At 57.8% G+C, this 24,769-nt stretch carries 21 protein-coding genes; 15 read left to right on the forward strand and 6 right to left on the reverse strand.

Annotated features, from left to right (window positions below; translation table 11 throughout):
• Nucleotides 1–29: 29 nt before the first annotated feature.
• The gene (locus ASF29_RS02940) at nt 30–953 is read left to right on the forward strand and encodes an ROK family protein (RefSeq protein ID WP_062448323.1); all 924 of its coding nucleotides are present in this window, start codon (nt 30–32) and stop codon (nt 951–953) included.
• A 56-nt stretch (nt 954–1,009) separates the two neighbouring features.
• On the opposite strand, the gene ASF29_RS02945 is transcribed toward ASF29_RS02940, so the two are convergent.
• Together ASF29_RS02945 and ASF29_RS02950 are read right to left on the reverse strand one after the other, a co-directional pair.
• Nucleotides 1,010–2,125 carry a GTP-binding protein gene (locus tag ASF29_RS02945; RefSeq protein WP_062448325.1) on the reverse strand — a complete coding sequence of 372 codons (1,116 nt, stop codon included), beginning with the start codon at nt 2,123–2,125 and terminating at the stop codon, nt 1,010–1,012.
• Nucleotides 2,126–2,252: 127 nt separating this feature from the next.
• Nucleotides 2,253–3,314, reverse strand: a complete 1,062-nt coding sequence (locus tag ASF29_RS02950; protein WP_062448665.1) for a D-alanyl-D-alanine carboxypeptidase family protein — start codon at nt 3,312–3,314, stop codon at nt 2,253–2,255.
• A 461-nt stretch (nt 3,315–3,775) separates the two neighbouring features.
• Here ASF29_RS02950 and ASF29_RS02955 point away from each other — a divergent pair, with 461 nt between their 5' ends.
• The 7 genes from ASF29_RS02955 (at nt 3,776) to ASF29_RS02985 (ending at nt 11,352) form a co-directional block, all read left to right on the forward strand.
• Nucleotides 3,776–4,477 (forward strand): FadR/GntR family transcriptional regulator, encoded by a 702-nt coding sequence (locus ASF29_RS02955; protein WP_062448327.1) that lies wholly within the window; start codon nt 3,776–3,778, stop codon nt 4,475–4,477.
• A 77-nt stretch (nt 4,478–4,554) separates the two neighbouring features.
• Nucleotides 4,555–5,529 carry a sialic acid TRAP transporter substrate-binding protein SiaP gene (locus tag ASF29_RS02960; RefSeq protein WP_062448329.1) on the forward strand — a complete coding sequence of 325 codons (975 nt, stop codon included), beginning with the start codon at nt 4,555–4,557 and terminating at the stop codon, nt 5,527–5,529.
• 109 nt (nt 5,530–5,638) lie between these two features.
• The gene (locus tag ASF29_RS02965; RefSeq protein ID WP_062448331.1) at nt 5,639–6,214 is read left to right on the forward strand and encodes a TRAP transporter small permease; all 576 of its coding nucleotides are present in this window, start codon (nt 5,639–5,641) and stop codon (nt 6,212–6,214) included.
• A 1-nt stretch (nt 6,215) separates the two neighbouring features.
• On the forward strand, nt 6,216–7,622 hold the full coding sequence (locus ASF29_RS02970; protein WP_062448333.1) for a TRAP transporter large permease: 1,407 nt from the start codon (nt 6,216–6,218) through the stop codon (nt 7,620–7,622).
• Between the two features lie 63 nt (nt 7,623–7,685).
• Nucleotides 7,686–8,741: an L-idonate 5-dehydrogenase gene (locus tag ASF29_RS02975; RefSeq protein ID WP_062448334.1), complete on the forward strand. Its 1,056-nt coding sequence runs from the start codon at nt 7,686–7,688 to the stop codon at nt 8,739–8,741.
• A gap of 11 nt (nt 8,742–8,752) precedes the next feature.
• A complete protein-coding gene (gene uxuA / locus ASF29_RS02980; protein ID WP_062448667.1) occupies nt 8,753–9,949 on the forward strand; it encodes a mannonate dehydratase in 1,197 nt (398 codons plus the stop codon).
• A gap of 2 nt (nt 9,950–9,951) precedes the next feature.
• The gene (locus ASF29_RS02985) at nt 9,952–11,352 is read left to right on the forward strand and encodes a mannitol dehydrogenase family protein (RefSeq protein ID WP_062448336.1); all 1,401 of its coding nucleotides are present in this window, start codon (nt 9,952–9,954) and stop codon (nt 11,350–11,352) included.
• Between the two features lie 71 nt (nt 11,353–11,423).
• Here ASF29_RS02985 and ASF29_RS02990 read toward each other — a convergent pair whose 3' ends face one another.
• The gene (locus ASF29_RS02990; RefSeq protein ID WP_062448337.1) at nt 11,424–13,310 is read right to left on the reverse strand and encodes an MFS transporter; all 1,887 of its coding nucleotides are present in this window, start codon (nt 13,308–13,310) and stop codon (nt 11,424–11,426) included.
• Nucleotides 13,311–13,811: 501 nt separating this feature from the next.
• On the opposite strand from ASF29_RS02990, the gene ASF29_RS02995 reads away from it, so the two are divergent.
• Nucleotides 13,812–14,846: an aspartate-semialdehyde dehydrogenase gene (locus ASF29_RS02995; protein WP_062448339.1), complete on the forward strand. Its 1,035-nt coding sequence runs from the start codon at nt 13,812–13,814 to the stop codon at nt 14,844–14,846.
• Between the two features lie 227 nt (nt 14,847–15,073).
• Nucleotides 15,074–15,853, forward strand: a complete 780-nt coding sequence (locus ASF29_RS03000) for a lytic transglycosylase domain-containing protein (protein ID WP_062448668.1) — start codon at nt 15,074–15,076, stop codon at nt 15,851–15,853.
• A 25-nt stretch (nt 15,854–15,878) separates the two neighbouring features.
• Here the strand turns inward: ASF29_RS03000 and ASF29_RS03005 are convergent, their stop codons facing one another.
• The 3 genes from ASF29_RS03005 to ASF29_RS03015 all read right to left on the reverse strand — a co-directional run bounded on the left by ASF29_RS03005 (nt 15,879) and on the right by ASF29_RS03015 (nt 18,245).
• The gene (locus tag ASF29_RS03005) at nt 15,879–16,520 is read right to left on the reverse strand and encodes a carbonic anhydrase (protein WP_062448341.1); all 642 of its coding nucleotides are present in this window, start codon (nt 16,518–16,520) and stop codon (nt 15,879–15,881) included.
• Nucleotides 16,521–16,595: 75 nt separating this feature from the next.
• Nucleotides 16,596–17,471, reverse strand: coding sequence for a pyridoxal kinase PdxY (pdxY, locus tag ASF29_RS03010; protein WP_062448343.1), 876 nt, complete (start codon nt 17,469–17,471; stop codon nt 16,596–16,598).
• 126 nt (nt 17,472–17,597) lie between these two features.
• The gene (locus tag ASF29_RS03015; RefSeq protein ID WP_062448346.1) at nt 17,598–18,245 is read right to left on the reverse strand and encodes a GntR family transcriptional regulator; all 648 of its coding nucleotides are present in this window, start codon (nt 18,243–18,245) and stop codon (nt 17,598–17,600) included.
• A 252-nt stretch (nt 18,246–18,497) separates the two neighbouring features.
• On the opposite strand from ASF29_RS03015, the gene ASF29_RS03020 reads away from it, so the two are divergent.
• From ASF29_RS03020 to ASF29_RS03040, 5 genes are read left to right on the forward strand one after another with little or no spacing between them, the layout of a single operon-like run.
• Entirely contained in the window at nt 18,498–19,754 is a 1,257-nt protein-coding gene (locus ASF29_RS03020; RefSeq protein WP_062448347.1) for an NRAMP family divalent metal transporter, read from the forward strand.
• A gap of 16 nt (nt 19,755–19,770) precedes the next feature.
• Nucleotides 19,771–20,538: a 5-oxoprolinase subunit PxpA gene (locus ASF29_RS03025; RefSeq protein WP_062448349.1), complete on the forward strand. Its 768-nt coding sequence runs from the start codon at nt 19,771–19,773 to the stop codon at nt 20,536–20,538.
• A gap of 9 nt (nt 20,539–20,547) precedes the next feature.
• Complete coding sequence (locus ASF29_RS03030) at nt 20,548–21,357, forward strand: putative hydro-lyase (RefSeq protein WP_062448351.1); 810 nt, start codon at nt 20,548–20,550, stop codon at nt 21,355–21,357.
• Nucleotides 21,358–21,364: 7 nt separating this feature from the next.
• Entirely contained in the window at nt 21,365–22,984 is a 1,620-nt protein-coding gene (locus tag ASF29_RS03035) for a 5-oxoprolinase/urea amidolyase family protein (protein ID WP_062448352.1), read from the forward strand.
• On the forward strand, nt 22,981–24,702 hold the full coding sequence (locus ASF29_RS03040) for a biotin carboxylase N-terminal domain-containing protein (protein ID WP_062448354.1): 1,722 nt from the start codon (nt 22,981–22,983) through the stop codon (nt 24,700–24,702). Before ASF29_RS03035 ends, ASF29_RS03040 begins: the two co-directional genes overlap by 4 nt.
• Nucleotides 24,703–24,769: the final 67 nt, after the last annotated feature.

Raw genomic sequence — 24,769 nt, forward strand, 5'->3', positions numbered from 1 at the left:
ATCGCGTTGCGCATGCCAGGAGTTTCAGTTTGATTGTTTGCTTCGATATTGGCGGCACTGCCATCAAGGGCGCCGCGGCCTTCGACAACGGTGATATACGCCCGGTCGCCCGCAGGCAGACACCACTCCACGATTTCGATGCGTTCGCATCGGTCTTGACGTCGGTCATTGCGGAAATTGGTGGAGAGCCGGAATGCGTCGCGCTTTCCATCACCGGCATTATCGATCCCGATACGAACAAGTCCTTTATTGCCAATATCCCGTGTGCGCATGATCGCTTTTTGAAGGCCGATCTGGAGGCGCGCTTGGGCCTTCCAGTCGTCATCGCCAACGATGCGGACTGTTGCGCGCTGGCGGAATACGGTGTGGGTGCAGGTCGTGGGCACCGCGTTGTCTTCAGCGCCATTCTCGGCACCGGCGTCGGCGGCGCACTGGTCATCGATGGGAAGCTGATCAACAGCGCAGGTGGCTTTGCTGGTGAATGGGGTCACGGACCTGTTGCCTCGACGCGTGCTGGAAATCCACCGCTGGATTTGCCGCGGTTTGCATGTGGTTGCGGCCTGGAAGGTTGCCTCGATGCGATTTGCAGCGCGCGCGGAATGGAAAAGCTGCATCGGCATCTGACCGGAGTTGAGATGGATGCAGAAGCTATTCTGGCTGAATGGCAGGCGGGAGATGCCGGGGCGACGCGCACGATCGACATCTTCATCGACATGCTGGCCGGGCCGCTGGCGCTGGTGGTCAACGTCACCGGCGCGACCATCGTGCCGGTCGGCGGCGGTCTCTCCAATTCGGCCCCACTCTTGTTCGAGTTGGATGAGGCAGTTCGCTCAAAGATATTGCGTCGATTTGCTCGCCCGCTTGTGGTGCGCGCACAATGCACCGTCGAGCCGGGTCTCGTCGGCGCTGCCGTTCTGGGCTTCGATGCGCTCAACCAAAAAGCAACTGCTTAAAAGCACTTGAAATGGTTATGGTGCTGATCCTCAAGTGCCCTTGAACATCAATGCACTTAGAACCGCATCCCCGGTACCGCCAGCGGATTGTCAGCGACCGCGTGGCGGTCCGGGGTGTCGATCTGGATTGCCCCGGTGAAGGCGCCAAAGAGGTCCTTGACGAAGGCCTCCGGTAAGTCGTCGGTGATCAGGACCATGCGCGTACGCTGATCCGATGGATCGGGCCATGCGGCGAGTCGCTGTGGCGGGTGAAAAATAGACTGCACGCCATGCAGCACAAGCGGACGCTCGGGCCTATCGGAGAGTTGGACGATGGCTTTCATGCGCAAAAGCTTTTCGCCATGGGCGGACCGCAACAGGTCCACGAACATTTCGAGGGCCATGGGTTCAATCGGGCGGTCATGCACGATTGAGAAGGACCGGATCGAGGCGTTGTGCCTGTTCACATCATGATGGTGATGATGGTGTTGATCATGATCGTGATGGCTGTGATGATCATGCGAGGCTTCTTCCCCAAGCCAGCGACCGACGTCGCCGATCTTGTTTGCAGCATCGTAGAGGCCGTTTTCGAGAAGTGCGACTGCAGGCCATGCTTCCTGATCGCCGTCTTCAATCGAGGCGCGGGGGTTGAGCGTCTCCAGCCTTTCCTTGAGGGTGGCGACCTGCTCTTTGCTTGCCAGGCTCTGCTTCGTCAGCACCAGCCTGTCTGCCACGGCCACCTGCTTCACTGCTTCGGCGTGCTTGTCCAGAGTGGAAAGCCCGTTTGCGGCATCCACAACCGTGACCACGCCGTTCAGCGAGAAATTCTGCGCGATGACGGGATTGCCAATGATGGATTGCATGACAGGCGCCGGGTCGGCCAGTCCAGTGGTTTCGATCACCACCCGGTTGACCGCCTTCAGCTTGCCGGTCTGAATCCCGTCCATCAGTTCAGCCAAAGTGTCGACCAACTCGCCGCGGACCGTGCAGCACAGGCAGCCTTCAGCCAATTCGATGATGCCATCGCCAGACCGCTCCACCAGCATGTGATCAATGCTGACATCACCAAATTCGTTGATGATGATGGCTGCATCCTGCATGGCAGGATCCTTCAGTAGCCGATTGAGCAGGGTCGATTTTCCCGCACCGAGAAAACCTGTGATGATGGAAACCGGAATACGATCAAGTGCCATAAGACGACCTGCGATGTTAATATATTACATTCTGAGACATGTCTTATAGCAAGAAAGTATCCCAGTGGAAGTAGGGAACGATGAGACGATACCGGCCACTTTTAAGAGCGTGTCGTTGAGTTACCTATCAGAAGGCCGGCCGCGGTATAGGGATCGGTACGTTTGCCACATCACCCTTGGCACTTGCGCCTGTCGTGGTGGTGTTGGCCGCCACCGTTTCGCTGCCGGGGATCAGTCCTGCATAGGAATAAACAGGCGGGCGCGTCATTTCGCGCACATAGGGCGATTTGATGATCATCCGGCCTGCCTCGTCACGGCTTTCGCTACGCACCTTGGCAGCCTTGGGATTGCAGATATCGGCGCTGATATCGTTGACGAACTGGGTTTCGCCATAGGGCGCCAATGATGCCAGCGAGACCCCTTGGCCGGATGGTGAGGTCAGCCCCATCTGCAGCAGTTCGGCTGACTGGTCGGTGCGGCCCGCAAGACTGTCAGCCCCCAGAACGACGCTGATGACCTGACGACCATTGCGCACAGCGGACGAAACCTGGTTGAAGCCGGAGGCGCAGATGAAACCTGTCTTCATGCCGTCCGCCCCTTCGAAACGGCCAACGAGCATGTTGTAATTTGCGTAGTTTTTCTTTCCGGTGCTGACGCCCTCCAGCGAAAAATAACCCGCATATTCGGGAAACTCGCGTTTGAGCAGCAATGCCAGAACGGCCAGATCGCGCGCTGTCGTATACTGTCCCTTGCCCGGCAATCCGTTGGGATTGACGAAATGTGTGGACGTCATCCCCAGGCGTGAGGCCTGCGCATTCATCTGGGTCACGAAATTATCAGTCGTGCCGCCGACAGTTTCTGCAATGGCCACGGCCACGTCGTTGGCGGATTTGATCAGCAGCAGCTTCAACGCACTATCGAGCGTCAACTTGGAACCGGCCTTGAAATACATCTTGCTGGCAGGCTGGTCGGCAGCCTTCTTGCTCATCACCACTTCCGTTTCGGGACTAAGCTTGCCGGACTTCATGGCGCTGAAAGCCAGATAGGCGGTCATCAGCTTCGTTAGCGAAGCGGGATACCATTTGCGAAACGCTTCCTGATGAGAAATCACCTTGCCGGTGCGTACGTCGATGACGATCTTGGGATTGGCCTGCGCCAAAGAGGTCGTCGCTACAATGGTAGCGCAGATGGCGGCAATGGTTTTTACGAGCCGCCCTGCGGCACGGTTCTGTCTCGATTGTTCCTGCAAGGCGTGTCCTCGAATTCCCGTCAGCGTTTCGGGATGTGCAATATGCATCATATATGGCCTAGCCATGGCAACAGGCATTGCCCATGTCACAACATCCACAACCACGGTTCGCATTTCCTTTGTGGTGAAAGCATAGACATCAGCGGGTTGCGCCGCGCAAGAGAAAACCGGCGGACATGACGCAATTTGATTGCGGATTGGCGGCCTCAGCGGTTTTGTTTGCAGTCTTGTCGGCGCCTCGACTGCGTAATGTACTGCCTTCTTTCCTGAACGACGAATGGGACGATGCGCGAGGTGGAATTCCCGAACGTCCTAAAGAAGTGTTGACTTTGACTTTTTTCCAGTTTTAGTAGGTTGTAATTGGTAAGACCATTTTACCAGATGAGATCGGGGAGGATTTCATGTTCGTGGCGTTGGAGCCGCGCCGCCTTCACCGGCAGGTCGCGGACCAGATTCGGTCATTGATCGAGGCGGGGGAGCTCGGTCACGGCGCAAAGCTTCCAGCTGAGCGTGATCTTGCCGAGCGTTTCGCCGTTTCCCGCCCTACCATTCGTGAAGCGTTGATCGTGCTGGAGGTGGAAGGCTATATCCAGATCCGCATGGGATCGGGCATTTACGTCAGCCAAAGGCCCACTCATCCGCGCCAGGTTTTACCTGTTGATGACAATGACAGTCCTTTCGAAATCCTTCAGGCGCGCAGCATCATCGAGGGCGCGATTGCGGAAGAGGCTGCGCGGGTTGCGACGGCAGAGGGCGTCCAGCGTCTGGATGATTGTCTGCTGCACATGGAAAAGGCCATCGGTGATCCAGCCGATATGCTGGTTCAGGACCGGGCGTTTCACACGGCAATCACGGACATCATCGGTAACGCTACGCTCCACCGATTTACCGGTCAGATTTTCGACCGCCGCATGACGCCCTACTTCGAGCGCCTTGCGAGCCATTTCGAAGGACCCAAAACGTGGCGTCTGGCGCTTGAGGAGCACAGGGTTATCAGGGACGCGATCGCAAAAAACGACATGGCGGGGGCGCGCGACGCAATGCGTCGCCACCTGACGCAGTCGCAAAAGAGGTTTTCCGAAAGCTTCGGGGAGGAGCTGTAGGAGAGGGAGGATCTCGCATGGAGAGAGATGCGGGATCAAAGACAGCAAACATCTGACATCAATCCGGGAGGGAACCTATGACGTCCAGATTCATCACCTTACTAGGCGCAACGGCCATCGTTGCGGCGTCCGCTTTGGCGGCACAGGCGCAGACCGCGCTAAAATGGGCCCACGTTTACGAAACATCAGAGCCGTTCCACACGGAATCGGTTTGGGCTGCCAAGGAAATCGAAAAGCGTACGGAAGGCCGTTACAAGATCGACGTTTTTCCCGCTTCCCAGCTTGGCAAGGAAGTCGATATCAATCAGGGACTTAAGCTGGGCACGGTGGATATGATCATCTCCGGTTCCAGTTTCGCTGCGCGTGATTACAAGCCGATCGGGGTAACCTATTTTCCCTATATCTTCCGGAATCCGGAGCATCTGATCGCTTACACAAAGAGTGATGTCTTCAAACGTCTGGCAAAGGGTTATCAGGACAAGACCGGCAATGTCATTGCCGCCGTCAGCTATTATGGGACGCGCCACACCACTGCCAACAAGCCGATCGCGACCTGTGCCGATCTGGCTGGTGTCAAGATGCGCGTTCCAGATGTTCCGGCCTATCTTGCCATGCCGCGTGCCTGCGGTGCCAATACGACCCCTATTGCATTTGCCGAAGTGTATCTGGCTCTACAGAACGGAACGGTCGATGCGCAGGAAAATCCGCTGACGACCATAGAAGCGAAGAAGTTTTTCGAGGTTCAGAAGAACATCGTGCTGACGGGTCACATTGTCGATCACCTTAACACGGTGATTTCCAAGAGCCGCTGGGCGAGCCTTTCTGACGAAGACAAGAAGATCTTTGTCGAGGTCATGCAGGAAGCCGCGACCAAGACCACAAAGATCATCGAGGAGCGTGAGAACAAGCTGGTCGATGAATTCAAATCCCGTGGTCTGACGGTGACTGAAGTCGATAAGGCGGATTTCGAAAAGAACGTTCTTGAAAAAGTGAAATTCGAAGATTTCGGCTATGACAAGGCTGACTGGGAAGCCATTCGCGCCATCAAGTAAATCCGTGTCGGGCGCGGTTGGACAGACCGCGCCGTTTTCTCGTTTTCTCAAGCAGCGCTGCGAACAGCTTTGTCCGCTTCCATCATGCTGCTCCAGCCGGGACAATTCAATGTCGCAGGAAACTCACACTCAGGTGACGCCTGAGGAACTTGCCCAAACCTTTGATGAAGCGCCGCCAAATGTCGATCTTACGGTTTATTCTTTTGAGGATTGGCTTACGCTTGGCCTTTTCTGGATCATGACAGGCTGCGTTTTTCTCCAGTTTTTCACCCGCTACGTCCTCAACGACAGCTATGCATGGACGGAAGAAATTGCGGTCAACTGCCTGATCGGCGTTGTCTTTCTCGGTTCGGTCATGTGCGTGCGCATGTCCCGGCATATCCAGGTGGATGTGCTCTACCATTATTTGCCGCCGCATGTGACGCGGGTCATGTCACTGTTGGTGGACGTGCTGCGTATCGGCTTCTTTGCTTATACCTCATGGCTGATGTGGCGTTATCTCGAACTCGTCGCAGACGAGGAGATGGTCACTGTCGCACTGCCCCGCAGCATCGTGTTTTACACTGTCTTTGCAGCATTCTTCCTGATGTTGCTCCGCTCCATTCAGGTTTTCATCGCCAATCTGCGGCGCGGTTATTCCGTTCTGGAAAGACCGGAAGAATTCCAGACCGTTGAGGAACTGTGACATGCTGGTATTGATCGGTTCATTTCTGCTTCTGATGCTTATTGGCCTTCCGGTCGCCATCTCGATGGCCGCATCGTCACTGATCTATATTCTCGCTTACAACGTCGCGCCTGACATCATCGCGGCGCAGCGCATGATTGCCGGTGTGGAAAGCTTTCCGCTACTGGCGGTTCCCTTTTTCATCCTGGCTGGAAACCTGATGAATGTGGCAGGCGTAACCGGCCGCATCTATTCCTTTGCTGTCGCTCTGGTGGGCTGGATGAAGGGCGGGTTGGCTCAGGTCAACATCATAGGGTCGGTCATCTTTTCGGGAATGTCCGGCACGGCTCTTGCAGATGCAGCCGGCATCGGCACGATCGAAATCAAGGCGATGAAAGACCACGGCTATCCCGTTGAGGCCGCCGTTGGCGTTACCGCCGCATCGGCGACCCTTGGACCAATCTTTCCCCCGTCACTGCCGTTCGTGATTTATGGAATGATGGCCAACGTTTCCATCGGCGCGCTGTTCATGGCCGGTATCGTTCCCGGCGTCGTCATGACCGTGCTGATGATGATCACCGTCGCGGTCTTTGCCTACATCAAGAACTGGGGCTCCGATACGCCTTTCAGCCTGCGCACCATATTCGGCGCATCACTGGAAGTCCTAGTGGTGATGCTGGTGCCAATCGGCGTCTATGTGCTGACGATGCTGGGAATGTCTCTCAACCTTGCCATCTTCATCGTGCTGGCCGTGTTGATTGCTTGCGACTGGTATTTCGATTTTTCCGCTGTCATGGCGCTTATGACACCGGTCATTCTCATCGGCGGCATGACGATGGGATGGTTCACGCCAACCGAGGCAGCGGTTGCTGCCGTGTTGTGGTCACTGTTTCTCGGTCTCGTGCGCTATCGCACCATGACGTTCAAAACATTGGCAAAGGCAACGTTCGATACCATTGAAACTACGGCCTCCGTTCTGTTTATCGTTGCAGCTGCCTCGGTTTTTGCATGGCTTTTGACCGTCAGTCAGGCCGCTCAAGTGCTTTCCGGAGCGATCCTGACGTTGACGGACAGCAAGTGGATTTTCCTCGTGCTGGTCAATTTGCTGATGCTGTTTGTCGGCTGCTTCCTGGATACGATCGCCGCGATCACCATTCTGGTGCCGATCCTTCTGCCGCTGGTGCTTCAGTTCGATATCGATCCGGTGCATTTCGGTCTCATCATGACGCTCAACCTCATGATCGGGCTGTTGCATCCGCCACTCGGAATGGTGCTGTTCGTACTGTCGCGGGTGGCAAGATTGTCGGTGGAGCGAACGACGATGGCCATTCTGCCCTGGTTGGTGCCGCTCTTCGTCGCGCTTTTGCTCATCACCTTCATTCCAGCCGTTACTCTCTGGTTGCCGACGGAAATGGGTCTGATCCGATAAGATACGGGTCTGCGCGGAACACCGCGCAGACCTCCTCACAGATTGAAAAGAAAGCAAAAATTCATGTCGACCCGCGTTGCGCGTCTTTATGGAAAACGGAACCTTAAAGTCGAAACACAGGACGTGAGGCCAGTCGGCGCCGGTGAGGTGCTGTTGCGCATGGCGGCCGGTGGTATTTGCGGTTCGGACCTGCATTATTATCAGGATGGCGGTTTCGGCCCGATTCAGGTGCGTGAACCCATCATTTCGGGTCACGAGGCCTCTGGCCATGTCGAAGCGCTGGGGGTAGGGGTTACCGGCCTGGATCTCGGTGCGCTCGTTGCCGTCAATCCATCTCAACCCTGTGGCAAATGCCAGTATTGCAATCAGGGACTGCCTATCCATTGCCTCGACATGCGCTTCATGGGAAGCGCGATGCGGCTGCCGCACGAGCAGGGTATGTTTCGCGATTGGCTGGTGGTCAAGGCTGAGCAATGCTTTGTCTTCGGGCAGGAGACAAGCCCGGGCGAGGCTGCCTGTGCTGAACCTCTCGCCGTTTGCCTGCATGCCGTCGCGCAGGCAGGCCGCCTCTCGGGCCGTCGCGTGCTTGTTACAGGAGCAGGGCCCATCGGACTGTTGACGGTGGCCGCTGCGCGGCATGCCGGAGCCGCCGAAATCGTCGTGACGGATATTGCCGATGCGGCGCTGGCGCGAGCGCCCGCCATGGGTGCCAGCAAAACGATCAATGTCCTTTGTGATCCCGAGGCGCTTGCACCCTATCAGGCGGACAAGGGCTCTTTCGACGTCGCGTTCGATTGCTCCGCCGCCGGTCCGGCGCTGCGCGCGGGCTTCGCCGCCATAAAGCCAAGAGGCACTATCGTGCAGGTGGGCGTGACGGGCGACATGACAATTCCGCTGAACGCACTGGTGGGCAAAGAGATCATCTGGCGTGGCTCGCAGCGTTTCGATCAGGAATTTGAACAGGCCGTGCAGTTGATCTCCTCGCGCAAAATCGATGTGCGGCCGATCATCTCTCATCAATTTCCGCTGAAAGACGCGGTCGCCGCATTCGAGCAGGCGGGTGACCGATCTGTTGCCTGCAAGGTGCAGATCACATTCGGCGCTCAAACTGATACGTGAAGGACAACGATATGAAACACACATGGCGCTGGTTTGGACCTATAGACAAGGTTTCAGTGCGTGACGCTGCGCAGGCTGGAGCAGAGGGCATCGTCAGTGCGCTCCATCACATGGAAACCGGTGCCGTCTGGCCGGTCGAGGAAATCGTCAAGCGGCACGAAGAGATCAAGGCGGGTGGGCTCTATTGGGATGTCGTGGAAAGCGTGCCGGTGTCGGAAGATATCAAGACACAGACCGGGGACTGGAGGACGCATATTGCCAACTGGCAGGAGACATTGCGGCGTCTGTCGGCAACTGGCATTCGCACGGTATGCTACAATTTCATGCCCATTCTGGACTGGACCCGTACCGATTTACGCTGGGACACCCGCCACGGTGCCAAGGCAATGCGTTTCGACCTGACGGATTTCGCCGCCTTCGACCTCCATATTCTCAAACGTCCTGACGCAAATGCGGATTACCCGGACTGGCTGATAGAAGAGGCTGCTCGGCGTTTCGCTGATATGCCCGATACGAAGATCATTGCGCTCAGCGTCAATATCGGTGCCGGTCTTCCGGGCTCTGCCGACGGTTACACGCTGGATCAACTTTTGGAAAAACTGCGGTCCTATCACGGTGTCGACCGGTCGAAGCTTCAGGCCAATCTCGTGGATTTTCTGTCCCAGGTCGTGCCAGTGGCGCAGGAGGTGGGCATCAATATCTGCGCCCATGGCGACGATCCGCCCTGGCCGTTGCTGGGGCTGCCGCGCATTCTTTCGACAGAGGAAGACTATGCACATATGCTTGGCCAGGTCGACAGCCTGGCAAATGGCGTAACGCTGTGCACCGGCTCGCTCGGCGCACGCGCAGACAACGATCTGCCGATGATCGCCAAACGATTTGCGGATCGGATTCATTTCGTTCACCTTCGCAACGTGACCCGCGACACCGAAACGGTACCATGCTCGTTTTTTGAGGACGAGCATCTGGAAGGTGCCACGGACATGGTGGCGGTCATTGCTGCGCTGCTCGATGAGGAAAAGCGTCGGCGCGCAGAGGGACGTGAGGACCATCGGATTGCGATGCGACCGGATCACGGGCAGGAAATTCTCGACGATCTGACGCGTGGTGCGCAACCGGGCTACCCTGCCATTGGACGTCTTAAGGGACTGGCAGAGTTGCGCGGTATCGAACGTGCTCTTTCGCATCCGAAGTTCGGAAGGGCCTAGCAATGGAAAGACTATCCAGTTCAGCGCACTTGAAATCCGCTATCACCAGCCCTGATTTTGATCGCAAGATGCTGAAGCCCGGCATTGTCCACATCGGGCTCGGCGCGTTCCATCGCGCTCATCAGGCTGTGTTTACGCAGCGGGCGCTTCAAAGGGATTTCGGTCCCTGGGGTATCGTCGCGGTCAATCTGCGTTCGCCCGAACCGGTTGACGCGCTGGCGAGACAGGATGGCCTTTATTCGGTTATCGTGCGCGGCGGCGAAGGCGACGAAGCTGAGGTCGTAGGCTCAACCGTAGACTGGCTCTGCGCAGCCCAGCGGCCAGAGCGCGTTCTGGATTATCTATCCAGTCCCGACATTCGCATCTTGACGCTCACGGTCAGCGAAAAAGCCTACGGGCTCGACCCTGTAACCGGTGGGCTTGATGTGAAACATCCTGCAATCGTTGCCGATATGGCCAGTCCCCACACGCCAACAGGCGTCATCGGTTTCCTCGTGGAGGGATTGGCGCTGCGTCTGCAAAAAGGTCTTGCACCTTACACCGTGCTTTGCTGCGACAACCTTCCCTCCAATGGCAAGGTCGTGCGCCGTCTGGTGTTGGAAATGGCTGAACTGAGAGACGCCGAGTTAGCGCGGTGGATTGCACAAAATGCCAGCTTTCCGTGCAGTATGGTGGATCGGATCGTACCCGCCGCGACGGATGAGACGCGGACGCGGGCGGCTGGACTTCTGGGGGTGGAAGACACGCTTGCGATTGAAACAGAGCCATTCATGCAGTGGGTCATTGAAGATGATTTCGTTGCGGGTCGTCCAAGCTGGGAAGCAGCCGGAGCCGTTTTCACGCAGTCCGTCGTGCCGTATGAGGACATGAAGCTGCGCCTGCTCAACGGTTCACATACGCTGATCGCGCATCTCGGTATCCTGCACGGTCTGGAATTCGTCAGGGATGTGATGGCACAGCCAGAATTCGTCGCAAAGGTGAAGCGTCACATGCAGGCGGCAGTTCTAACGCTCGATCCCGTTCCTGGCATCGATCTGCCTTTTTACATCAACCAGCTTCTGGAGCGTTTTGCCAATCCTACCATCGCCCATCGCAATGAACAGATCGCGATGGATACGAGCCAGAAATTGCCTCAGCGTATTCTGGCGGCAGCGGTCGAAACCTTGGAGGCGGGCAGGGATGCAGCCGAGTTTGCCTATGTTGTCGCACTGTGGATCGCCTCGATCCATAAACGTGGGGAGATGAACGATCCGCGCCGTGCCGAGATTCTCGCTGCGGCCCGTCAGGTCGATGACGCAGACCCTTCGGCATTCCTGTTTGAAGTCGAAGGGCTGTTTCCGGCTCAGCTGTCACAAAACAGAGCGTGGCGCGATATCGTCAATCGAGAGCTTGCCAGCTTGTAAGCCATGAGAACCACCGTTCAACGTGAAAACCCGGCGATATGTCGCCGGGTTTCTTTTTGGGTGGAGAAGGATCAATCCATTTTGTGGATATCGCGATCCTTGGTTTCGGGCAGGAAGAGCAGACCGACGACCAGCGTGATGCCTGCGAAGATGATCGGATACCAGAGACCGTAATAGATATCGCCCTTGGCGGCACTCATGGCGAATGCAGTTGCGGGCAAGAGGCCACCAAACCAGCCGTTACCAATGTGATAGGGCAGGGACATGCCGGAATAGCGGATACGGGTCGGGAAGAGTTCGACCAGAAGCGCTGCAATCGGGCCGTAGACCATCGTCACGTAGATGACGAGAACGGTGAGAACAGCGATGATGACGATCCAGTTGACCGCGGTAGGGTCGGCAACCATTGCGAAGGTGCCGCCGCCAGCCACCGTGTAGACCGTCATATCTGTCGCGCCATTCAACTCCGCAGGCGTCATCAGCTTGTCTGCCACCAGCTTATCGGCTGGTACCGTTTTGGCGGGTGTTGCGCGAACCGCATCGGCGTTGAGGCCGAGTTCCGGGTTGGCGGCTATGAAGGCATCCAACTTGGCAGCCGGAACCTGTGCGGCACCACGAACCAGCGGATAACCGCTGTCGTGAAGCGCGATGTTGATCTGCTTCTGGAACGTACGGTCGTTGGCGGCAGCGTTTGCACCGGCTGCAACAGCGTCATAGCTGGTCACCGTTGCATTGCCGATCTTGACTGTGGCTGGCTGGCCTGCAGGGCCTTCTACCACATCGTAAGGCACCGAGTTTCTGGTCAGGAACGAGGTTGCGATATCGCAGGACGTGGTGAATTTCGCCGTGCCTGTCGGGTTGAACTGGAAGCGGCAATCGCCAGGAGCAGCGGTGACCGTTGCACGGACAGAAGCCTGAGCCTGTGCCAGTGCAGGGTTACCTGCCCATGTCAGTGCCTTGAACAGCGGGAAGTAGGTCAGCATCGCCAGAACGAGGCCTGCCATGATGATCGGCTTGCGTCCCACCTTGTCCGACAGCCAGCCGAACAGAACGAAGAAGCCGGTGCCGAGCAGCAGTGCGCAGGCAACCATGATGTTGGCCGACTGCCCATCCACTTTCAGAATACTTTGCAGGAAGAACAGGGCATAGAACTGACCCGTGTACCAGACGACCGCCTGACCGATGACCGCACCCACGAGGGCGATGATGGCGATCTTGGCGTTCTTCCACTGGCCGAATGCTTCGCTCAGCGGTGCCTTGGAGGTCTTGCCTTCTTCTTTCATCTTTTTGAAGGCAGGCGATTCGCTCATCTTCAATCGGATCCAAACGGAAACGCCGAGCAGAATGACCGACAGAAGGAATGGAATGCGCCAGCCCCAATCGGCAAAGGCTTCGCGACCGACGGCGAACTGTACGCCAAGAATCACGACCAGCGACAGGAAGAGACCGAGCGTCGCCGTCGTCTGAATCCACGATGTATAATAACCGCGACGGCCATTAGGGGAGTGTTCGGCAACATAGGTCGCCGCACCGCCATATTCGCCACCCAGCGCCAGACCCTGCAGCATGCGCAGGATGATCAGGATGATCGGCGCTGCGATGCCGATCTGCGACGCGTTGGGCAGTACGCCGACGAGGAACGTGGAAAAGCCCATGATGAGGATGGTCACAAGGAACGTATACTTACGACCGACGAGATCGCCCAGACGGCCAAATACCAGCGCGCCGAAAGGGCGCACGAGGAAGCCTGCGGCGAAGGCGAGAAGAGCAAAGATATTGCGTGTCGTTTCGGGATACTGGCTGAAGAAGTTCGCGCCAATATAAATGGCCAGAGAGCCGTAAAGATAAAAATCGTACCACTCGAACACTGTTCCCAGAGAAGAGGCGAAAATCACCTTCTTCTCCTCGCCCGTCATGGGACGGGCCTTCTCCGCTGTCGCGGTTGCTACATTCGCCATTGTCTGTCCTCCACAGATGTCAAAACGACACATCGCAGCAGTCCGTTTCTCCCCCGGACTGCCCTTGCGGCACGATGCACCTGATCACAGAGTGACAGAAAATTAACAAAAGGAAGAGCGATGCTTTCGGCTTATGACTTTAGTCTAATGCGCGAAGGGCGCATTGCGGCCACACAACATCCCGTAGCCGTGATTGCAGGCTGAATTGCGGCGTGTTTGCGCTTGACAGAAACCGCAAACCCCATAATAGCTTTGCCTCGAAAAGGAGCGCGATCTTGATCGAACATGTGCATAACATGGTTGTCATGCAAAACCCGGCACAGCCTGCCGGTGATCAATCGTGCTTTGCTCACTCCACACGAATTACGGCCAAAACGACGATTAAAACCGTCTAACGTCTCTGGCCCGCCGCTCTCTCCCCGGTTTGGTCGGGGAAGAAGGAACCCGCCGACTTGCGGGGTCCCCTCACCAAAAAGAGGAGAGGCAGAAAGAGAGCTTATCATGGGTTTCAAAGTTGCAATTGCAGGCGCCACCGGTAACGTCGGTCGCGAAATGCTCAATATTCTCGCCGAGCGCGGATTTCCGGCGGACGAAGTCGTTCCATTGGCCTCCGCCCGCAGCCAGGGCACGGAAGTCTCCTATGGCGACCGCACGCTGAAGGTTTCCAACCTGGAGAATTATGATTTCTCCGATACCGACATTTGCCTGATGTCGGCGGGTGGCGATGTCTCCAAGAAGTGGTCGCCGAAGATCGGCGCGCAGGGCTGCGTCGTCATCGATAACTCATCCGCATGGCGTTACGATCAGGACGTTCCTTTGATCGTCCCGGAAGTCAATGCCGACGCCATCGAAGGTTTCAAGAAGCGCAACATCATTGCCAATCCCAATTGCTCCACGGCGCAGCTCGTCGTTGCCCTGAAGCCGCTGCATGATTTCGCCAAGATCAAGCGCGTCGTCGTCTCCACCTACCAGTCCGTTTCCGGTGCCGGCAAGGAAGGCATGGACGAACTGTTCCAGCAGACCCGTGCGGTCTTCGTGGCAGACCCGATCGAAGCCAAGAAGTTTACCAAGCGCATAGCCTTCAACGTCATCCCGCACATCGATGTGTTCATGGAAGACGGTTACACGAAGGAAGAGTGGAAGGTTCTGGCAGAAACCAAGAAGATGCTTGACCCGAAGATCAAGGTGACCTGCACCGCCGTGCGCGTTCCCGTGTTCATCGGCCACTCGGAATCGGTCAACATCGAATTCGAAAACGAAATCACTGCCGATCAGGCCCGCGATATTCTGCGCGAAGCACCCGGCTGCCTCGTCATCGACAAGCATGAAAACGGCGGTTACATCACCCCGGTCGAGTGCGCTGGCGAAGATGCGACCTATATTTCGCGTATCCGTGAAGATGCAACTGTCGAAAATGGTCTCAACATCTGGGTCGTTTCCGACAACCTTCGCAAGGGTGCAGCCCTCAATGCCATCCAGATTGCCGAGCTTTTGGTCAATCGTGGATTGATAAAGCCGCGTAAGGCAGCCGCCTGATACGGTTTTTTAATAAATATTAACTATAACCCGTCCACTCCACTGCGAGATGGACGGGTTTTTAGGTTTGTTGCTTATCACGGCCAGTTTATTTGCTGGTTATGATGTTGGCAGGCACTTTGAAATCAACACATTCTCTGTGACGTGGCCACAGGCTGGGTATCATCCCAAAATATTGAAGGCAGATTCTGATGCGGGCAATGAAAGCTTTTTCCGTTGGCGTGGTAATGGTTGCGGCACTGGCGGCAACACCGGTCTTGGCCGCGCAATGCGGTAATACCTCGGCGGGCTTCGATGCCTGGGTCAGCGCGTTCAAGCAAGAGGCAGCGGGCCGTGGCGTCAGCGCCTCCGTTCTGGACCGCGCTTTCTCGAATGTGTCCTATAATCAGGCGACGATCCGCGCAGACCGTGGCCAGCATAGTTTCAAGCTTTCCTTCGACCAGTTCATGCAGAAGCGTGGTGGTCAGGCGATCATTTCTCGCGGCAAGGCCATGAAGAAAAGCAATGCAGCACTGTTCGCCAATATCGAACGTGCCTATGGCGTGCCAGCCGGTCCGCTTCTGGCCATCTGGGGCATGGAAACGGGCTTTGGCGGTTTCATGGGCAATCAGCACACGCTGTCTGCGGTCGCCACACTGTCCTACGACTGCCGCCGTTCGGATTACTTCACGGAGCAGCTTTACGCGGCATTGAAACTGGTCGGCAGCGGTAACCTGAGCGTCACGGCCAAGGGTGCGGCCCATGGCGAAATCGGCCAGACGCAGTTTCTGCCGCTCAACGTCGTGCGCTACGGCGTAGACTTCGACCGTAACGGTCGTATCGATCTGGTCGGCTCGCGTGCCGATGCTCTGGCATCGACAGCGAACTTCCTAGTCGGTCATGGCTGGCAGCGCGGTGCTGGATATCAGCAGGGCCAGACGAACTTCTCGGCCATTCAGGGCTGGAACGCGGCCAGCGTTTACCAGCAGTCGATTGCTTACATCGGCAAGGCTATCGACGGCCAGTAGAACCAGCCGTCGATATCAGGATCGATCATACATCCGGGCGGCGAAAGTCGCCCGTTTTGCTGTCCATGACCCACAATTCGCCGGTCGAGATGTCGAACCATGCGCCGTGCAGTTTGACTTTTCCCGCCACTTCCTGCGCCTTGACGAAGGGGAAAGCGCGCAGGTTGCTGATGGAATTGCGGATGGAAACACGTTCCAGCGCGGTCTGACGCTCGGAGGCGGTCATCACGTCGTTGCTCTGGATTTGCTCGGCAGCGGATTTCACCATCTTCATCCACTTGCCGATGAAATCGCCCGGAGAAAGAGACTCGAAATTGGGATCGAGCGCGGCCTGAATGCCGCCGCAACGACCGTGGCCCATGACCACGATGTCTTTGACCTTCAAGACCTGCACCGCATATTCAATGGCTGCCGAGGTTGCGTGAAATTGTCCATCCGGCTCGAATGGTGGCACCATGTTGGCGACGTTTCTGACGACGAACAACTCTCCCGGCCCGCAGTCGAAAATGGTTTCCGGTGCGGAGCGGGAGTCACAACAGGCAATCAGAAGCGTCTGTGGCTTTTGACCCGTGTCTGCCAGTGCGCGGTAGCGTTCGCGCTCATGGGTGTAACGGCCCGTCATAAAGTTCTTGTAGCCGGTGAGAAGGTATTCTGGAAAATCGCTCATGATATCGCAGTACCGTTGTCTTGGGGCCGGGCTCGTCAATGAACCGGCCTATGTTGAAACCCGTTTTTCGCTCCGCTATGTGCGCTTGCTTCGCGAAGGATGCAAGAGATGACGCATATGAACCATGGCCATGGGTGTGGAAAGACTGGACGCATCCGTTTCCAGAGTCAGTTCGTTGACGCCGCGTTTCATGGTGCGTGCCAGCACTTCGAAGACGCTGGCCGTTGCCAGTTGCAGGGCCTTTTCATCGTCCATGCCCTGCAGCAGCCGTGCCAGAAACAGTGCGGCTATAAGATCGCCGAGCCCATTCGGCACATTGTCGATGGAGCGATGCTCGGCCAGTAGCGCGTGACGACCGCTGAGGAAAAGATTGCCGATCCCGCCCGCCATCATCGGAACGGCTGACGTCACCAGCATTTTCGCCGGTCCCAGCGCAAGAGCGGCATCCATGATCTCGTTGTTGGTTTCAAGCTCGGCACCGCTCATCCAGGCTAGTTCATAGCGGTTGGGCGTGCAGACGGTTGCCAGCGGTACCAGTTCGTCACGAATGGCCTGCGCCGTTTCAATCGGCACATAAAGCCCACCCTTGTCTCCCATCACGGGGTCGCAGACATAGATGAGGTCAGGGTTGCGATCTTTCATGCCTCGAATGAGCCGGGCGACGGAGTGCACCTGATCGGCGCTGCCGAAATAGCCGGTCAGGATGGCGCGAACTTCACCGGCCCATTTGGAGCCGGCCAGATCCTGCATGGCCTTGTCGAATTCGCCATTGTCGAAGCGCAACCGTGTCGAAGGTCCGTGACCGGGATGCCAGGGCATGACGATAGTCGGAACCGCCCAGACTGGAAAGCCAAGGGTTTCAAGCCCGAAAACGACAGCCCTGTTGCCGACGGAGCCACGCATGACGTGGCTGGAAATAACGATGACGGAGCCGTTGGTGTTTTCCTGCATGGCGTACTCATTCAGTTTGGCAACCGGTGCCGCGTCTGACGTCACGTCTTTGGCAGCATTCCCGGCCCGTCATGGCATATTGGCCCACCGCTTTCCACTGCTATGTCGCAGTGCAGGATACGGTAGCTATTTCCCGGCGCGTTCCAGCGCTTTCAGCACGGTGCGCTCGGAAAGGTTCAGATAAAGCTCCATCTGCGATGCTGCTTCCGTCACCTTGCCGCTTTCAACGAGGCCGAGGATTTGGTCATTCATATCCACGAAGGGAGAATGCAGCTGCTCTGGGTCGTTCAGAAGCCCGAAGCTGAGGCGCAGTTCCGCTGCGACACGCGCGTAAAAATCGCTCAGGCGGCTGCTGTCGGAAAGATCGACCACGGCGGCGTGGAAGCGCATATTGGCGCTGCCGACTTCACGCCAGTCACCCAGTTCGCGCTGTTTCTTGGCATGGTCCACCGCCTGCCGCATGGTGGCCACTGATGGATGCTTGGGCCATGCCTGACGCAGAGCGCCGCACTCCAGCATGCGTCGCACGCGGTAGATATCGATGATCTGGTCCGTGCTGGGCACTGAGACGAACACGCCGCGATTGGCCTCGTGCCGCAGCAGCCCATCCTTGGTCAGAAGCCGAAATGCTTCCCGCAGGGAATTGCGCGATACATCCAGACGTTCGCTGAAGGCGGCTTCCGACAGTCTTTGGCCGGGCGTCAACGCACCAATGATCAAGAGATCGCGAATGTCTTTAGCCACGCGGTCCGCTAGCGGCAAAGGTTCAGTCATGGCGGTCCTTCATCTGGTCGTCTGTGGCGGGCAATTGTGGTTGTTGCCGGTCCTCTATACCGGTTGCAATACCACAATTTATGAGCAGGACACGTAAAAATCCTGCTTATTTTCAACGCATTCGTCCCAAATATTGCGCAGAATGAAAGAACGATAAAATTTAATTGTTCAACAATATTGACAATTTTGTAGATGCGGCCAAAATCGCCTTAATGCATCCGCGAGGGGCGGAGCGCGACAAGGAGAAAATCCATGGATAAGAGTGAGCCGCAAGCGGCGAGCGTGGAGACGGCTGCGCAAAAATCAAAGAAGCAGCGCTATGCGCTTCTTTCCGCAATGTTCCTGATGTCGATGTCAGCCGTCGGTCCCGGTTTCATCACCCAGACGGCGACGTTCACCGTCAAGCTCGGCGCGGCCTTCGCCTTCGCCATCCTCATTTCCATTCTCATCGATTTCGTCGTTCAGGCCAATATCTGGCGCATCGTCACCATCACCCGCATGCGTGCACCTGCTATCGCCAATGCCGCCATTCCAGGCTCCGGCTATCTTCTGGCAGTCCTCGTCATCATCGGTGGTCTGTTCTTCAACGTCGGTAATATCGGCGGCGCAGGCCTTGGCTTCAATGCGATGATCGATCTCGATCCGAAAATCGGCGGGATCATCGGTGCGGTCGTTGCCATCGGCATCTTCCTGTCACGCCGCGCAGGCATCGCCATGGACCGCGTGGTCTTCGTGGCTGCTTTCGTGAAGCTTGCCCTGATCGTCTACGCAGCCATCGTCTCCGGCCCACCGGTTGCCAATGCCTTCAAGCAGACATTCCTGCCTGACACGATCGACTTCTTGACCATCACCACTATCGTGGGCGGCACGGTCGGCGGTTACATCACCTATGCGGGCGCGCACCGTCTGCTGGACCGTGGAACGGTGGGTGTCGAAAGCATCGGTGCCGTCAACCGCGCAGCCTTGAGCGGCATCGCAATCACAGGCGTCCTCCGCTACATCCTCTTTCTTGCCATCCTCGGCGTCGTTGCCAGCGGCACGGTCATCGATCTCTCGGGCAAGAGCGCCAACCCTGCCGCACAGGCCTTCCATGCCGCAGCCGGTGACATCGGTTTCCGCCTGTTCGGTGCGGTGTTCCTGGCATCTGCCATGACCAGCATCATCGGTGCTGCCTATACGTCGGTGTCGTTCCTCACGGCCTTCAAGCCCGAGATGACGGAACGCCAGCGCAACCTGTCTACGGTCGCCTTTATCGGCATCTCGCTGATCGCCTATATCCTCATCACCACGCCACCTGCGGCCATGCTGGTCTTCGTCGGTGGTCTGAACGGTCTTGTCCTGCCAATTGGCCTCTCCATCCTGCTGTTCGCGGCATGGAAGCGGTCCGATCTCATGCATGGCTACCATTATCCGCGTTGGTTGCTGGTGCTGGGCGCGCTGACCTGCTGCCTGACATGGTATATGGCCTACAAATCCGCTGGTGCGATCTTCGCATTGCTCGGCTACTAAAACGAGGGAGAGAGACATGGCATCCATCGATCTGAACAGCGATCTTGGCGAAAGCTACGGTGCATGGAGCATGGGAGACGATGGCGCGATGCTGTCAGTTGTTTCCAGCGCCAACATCGCCTGCGGTTTCCATGCGGGTGATCCCTCGGGCATTTACCGCACGGTCAAAGCTGCCGCTGAAAACGGTGTTGTCGTTGGAGCCCATGTCTCCTATCCAGACCGCGTCGGCTTCGGTCGGCGCGACATGGATGTGACGTCGGAAGAACTGATCGCCGATGTCATCTACCAGATCGGCGCGCTGCAAGGCATTGCAGCCGCTGCCGGAACCACAGTGCGTTACGTCAAGCCGCATGGCGCGCTTTACAACCGCATCGCCAATGATGCGCGCCAAGGCCAAGCGGTCATCGACGGCATCAAGGCCATCGACGCGTCGCTGGTGCTGATGGGTCTTGCCAATGCGCCCATTCTGGATCTTGCCCGCAAATCCGGACTGTCGGTGGTGGCGGAAGCCTTTGCCGACCGCGGCTATACGCCGCAAGGCCAACTCGTGTCCCGTCGTGAGGCCGGTGCGGTGCTGCATGATGCGGAGAAAATTGCTGATCGCATGGTGCAGCTTGCCCGTGAAGGCACGCTCGAAGCCATCGATGGCAGTATTATCACCATCGAGGCGCAATCCATCTGCGTTCACGGCGATAGTCCCGGTGCGGTTGCCATTGCCCAGCAAATTCGCAAGCGGTTCGAAGCCGAAGGCATCGATATCCGTTCTTTCGCGTCCAGCAAATAAGGAGCGTCCATGACGATCCCGACATCCTACCTCAACCACACGGATGCGACAGCCGCCCGCAAGGCACGCACCGATTATCGTAACGGTCTGGTCGCGCCAACTTCTGGCATCGCCCCCGGTTTTACGCAGGCCAACATGATCGTGCTGCCGCGCGACTGGGCCTTCGATTTTCTGCTCTATGCGCAGCGTAACCCCAAGCCTTGTCCGGTTTTGGATGTGTCCGATCCCGGCGTGCCGACCACCTTGCTCGCCCCCGGTGCTGATCTTCGCACCGATTTGCCGCTTTACCGCATCTGGCGCGACGGCAAGCTGGTCGAGGAAACGGCGGATGCCACCAGCGCATGGGCTGAACGGGACGATCTCGTCGCCTTCCTTATCGGCTGCAGCTTTACTTTCGAAACACCGATGGTGGAAGCGGGCATCGAAATTCGCCACATGACGGACAAGTGCAATGTGCCGATGTATCTCACCAACCAGCCCTGTCGTCCGGCAGGTCGGCTGAAGGGCAACATGGTCGTTTCCATGCGTCCCATCCCCGCCTCGCGCGTGGCGGATGCAGCGACGATTTCCGGGCGCTTTCCCGCCGTCCATGGGTCGCCCGTGCATGTCGGCTCGCCAGCAGAGATCGGCATTGCCGATCTTGGCAAGCCTGATTTCGGTGATGCGGTGCGCATCGAACCCGGCGAAGTACCGGTCTTCTGGGCGTGCGGAGTAACCCCGCAGGCGGCGGTCATGGCATCGGGTGTGCCGTTTGCGATTACCCATTCTCCCGGCCATATGTTCATCACCGACATTCCCGATTCCGCCTATCATGCGTGAGGAAAAGATGCGCTTTTTACCCGTCAGCCTCACGACCATTCTGGTGGAGCTTGCCGATCTCGATCAGACGCTTGCGCTCTTCGCATCGCTTGAGGCCGACCCTATCGATGGTATCGAGGAAACGGTTCCGGCGGCCCGCACGCTGATGATCCGGTTCCGGCCGGAGCGGATCGCGGCACAAGCCTTGGCTGATGAAATCGCCACGCGCGATCTCTCCGCAAAGATCGCGCCGTCCGACAAGCTGGTCGAAATTCCGGTGCGTTATGATGGCGAGGATCTGGCCGATGTCGCCGAGTTGACGGGGCTCAGCGTCGGAGAGGTCATTCGCCGCCACACGGACAGTGAATTCACCGTTGCCTTTTGTGGCTTTGCCCCCGGCTTCGGTTATCTGGTGGGTGGCGATCCCGCGCTGCATGTGCCGCGCCGCCAAAGCCCACGCACCCGCATTCCAGCCGGATCGGTTGCGCTCGCCGGTGCCTTCAGCGGCGTCTATCCGCAAAACAGCCCCGGCGGCTGGCAAATCCTCGGCACCACGCCGTTGAAAATGTGGGATATCGAACGCGAACCCGGCGCACTCTTCCAGCCTGGTTACCGTGTCCGGTTTTTCGACATGGGCAAGGCCGGGCGCAGCATCGAAGCTCCCGCTGCCAAACCTGCGGCTCCAAAAGTGGTCGCGAACAGCGACGCCGCACATTTCGAAGTGCTGGCAGCACCCATGCCCGCTGTCTTCCAAGATCTCGGGCGTTTTGGGCAGACGGGGCAGGGCGTCTCCGCCTCCGGCGCTCTTGATCGCTCCGCTTTCAACACGGCAAACCGCATCGTCGGCAACCCGGTCAATACGCCATGCCTGGAACTGACGCTGGGAGGCTTCTCCCTCAGGAGTTCAAGCTGTGCTGTGATCGGCGTTGCGGGCGCATCCTGCATCATAACAGTCAAATCCGAAGCCTACAGCTTCGAGGCCAGTCCCTATGCACCAATTTCGCTGGAGCCCGGCGATGTCGTAACGTTCAGCAATCCCTCTGCTGGCATGCGCTGTTATCTCGCTGTCCGTGGCGGTTTCGATGTCGCGCCGGTTCTGGGCAGTTCTGCAACCGATACGCTGGCCGTCGTTGGGCCGGAGAGTGTCGTGGCCGGTTCCGTGGTCACTCTGCGCAACGAGAAAAGCGGGCTTTCCAGCGTCTCCATCGATGAGGTTCCGGCTTTCGATCTGCCTAAGGCAGGTGACGTAGTAACGTTGGATGTCGTCTATGGTCCGCGCACCGACTGGTTCACGCAAAAGGGCATCGAAACGCTGACAAGCCAGCACTGGCAGGTCACACCGCAATCCAGCCGCGTCGGCATTCGCCTTGCAGGCGAGGTGCCGGTTGAGCGTAAGGACAGTGCGGAATTGCCGAGCGAAGGCACGGCCACCGGTGCCATCCAGATACCGCATAGCGGTCAGCCGGTTCTGTTCCTGGCCGATCACCCGCTGACGGGTGGATATCCTGTCATCGGCGCAGTTGCGGAATATCACCTCGATCTGGCCGGTCAGATACCCATCAATGCCAAAATCCAGTTTCGCCCGCTTGGGCCATTCACGGACATTCCGGCAAAAAAGAACACAGAATTTTCGGGAGACAAGCCATGAAGAAAGTGCTGATCGCCAATCGCGGCGAGATCGCGGTGCGCATCATCCGCGCCTGCCGGGATTACGATATCGCCTCCGTGGCCGTCTATGCCGATCCCGATCAGGATGCGCTTTTCGTGTGTCTGGCAGATGAGGCCTATGGGCTGGAAGGCGTGCGCCCTGCGGAAACCTACCTCGATATCGCCAAGCTGATTGCCATTGCCAAGCGCTCCGGTGCCGATGCGGTTCACCCCGGCTACGGCTTCCTGTCTGAGCGCGCAGAATTTGCGCAGGCCGTGATCGATGCGGGTTTGATCTGGATCGGCCCCGATCCTGACGTCATCAAGGTGCTGGGCGACAAGGTCGAAGCGCGGCGCATCGCTACCAGCGTTGGTGCACCACTCGTTGCTGGCAGCGACGGTCCGGTGTCGACCTCGGCTGAAGTTATCGCCTTTGCCGAACAACACGGCCTGCCGGTTGCCATCAAGGCGGCGCATGGCGGTGGCGGGCGCGGCATCAAGGTGGCGTGGAAAATGGAAGAGATCGCCGATCTCTACGAATCCGCCGTGCGTGAAGCCACGGCTGCTTTTGGGCGCGGCGAATGTTTTCTGGAACGTTTCCTCGACCGCCCGCGCCACATCGAAGCGCAGGTCATTGCCGACAAGCACGGCAATGTGGTCGTGCTGGGGACGCGTGATTGCTCGCTCCAGCGCCGTAACCAGAAGCTCATCGAAGAAGCGCCAGCGCCCTTCCTGACACCTGAGCAGCGCCAGAAAATCCATGACGCGGCCAAGGCGATCTGTGCGGCAGCGGGCTATTCAGGTGCCGGCACGGTGGAATTCCTGCTGGGCGTTGATGGCACGATTTCCTTCCTCGAAGTCAACACCCGCCTTCAGGTCGAGCATCCGGTGACCGAGGAAACGACGGGCATCGATCTGGTCATCGAGCAGTTCCGCGTGGCGGAAGGCCAGCCGTTGCGCATTCTCGAAACACCGGAAGCACGCGGCCATTCCATGGAGTTCCGTATCAATGCCGAAGACCCGGGTCGCGGCTTTCTGCCGACACCCGGCGCGATCACCGCTTTCGATCCGCCATCCGGCCCCGGCATCCGTCTCGATAGCGGCGTTGTGTCAGGCTCCACCATTCCCGGCGTTTTTGACTCGCTGATGGCAAAGCTCATCGTCACGGGCGTGGACCGCGATCAGGTCCTGCGCCGTGCCCGCCGCGCGCTGAAGGAATTCCGCATCGAAGGCATCGCCACGGTTCTGCCGTTCCACCGCGCCGCAATCGATACGGATGATTTCATCGGCACGGATGGTTTCAAGGTTCACACCCGCTGGATCGAAACCGATTTTGCAGATATGCCCGAAGCCATGGAGCGCCCGGCATTGCCTGACGATGGTACGATGACCCGGACGTGGCTTGAGATCGATGGGAAGCGCGTGGCCGTCGGCCTGCCAAATATCCTTCTGGCTGGCATCGGTTCTGCCAGTGGTGCAGCCAAGCCCGAACCAGCTATTGCGCCCGAAAACGAGGGACTTATTGCGTCAGTATCCGGCACCTTGCAGTCGTTCAAGGTGGCCGATGGCGATGAGGTTTCCGAGGGTGATCTGGTAGCGGTGATGGAAGCCATGAAAATGGAAACACAGATATTGGCATCCAGGTCCGGCAAGATCCGAATCCGCGTGAAGGAAGGCGATTATCTTCAGGCTGGAGACACCATAGCCAGCTTCGGATAGAGGCGGAATTTCGCGTTTGAGCGCTGCTGAGCAAACACACTGGCCGGAGCATCTTTTGTCGCACGCG

This window comes from Rhizobium sp. Leaf262, assembly GCF_001422245.1.
GTDB lineage: Bacteria > Pseudomonadota > Alphaproteobacteria > Rhizobiales > Rhizobiaceae > Agrobacterium.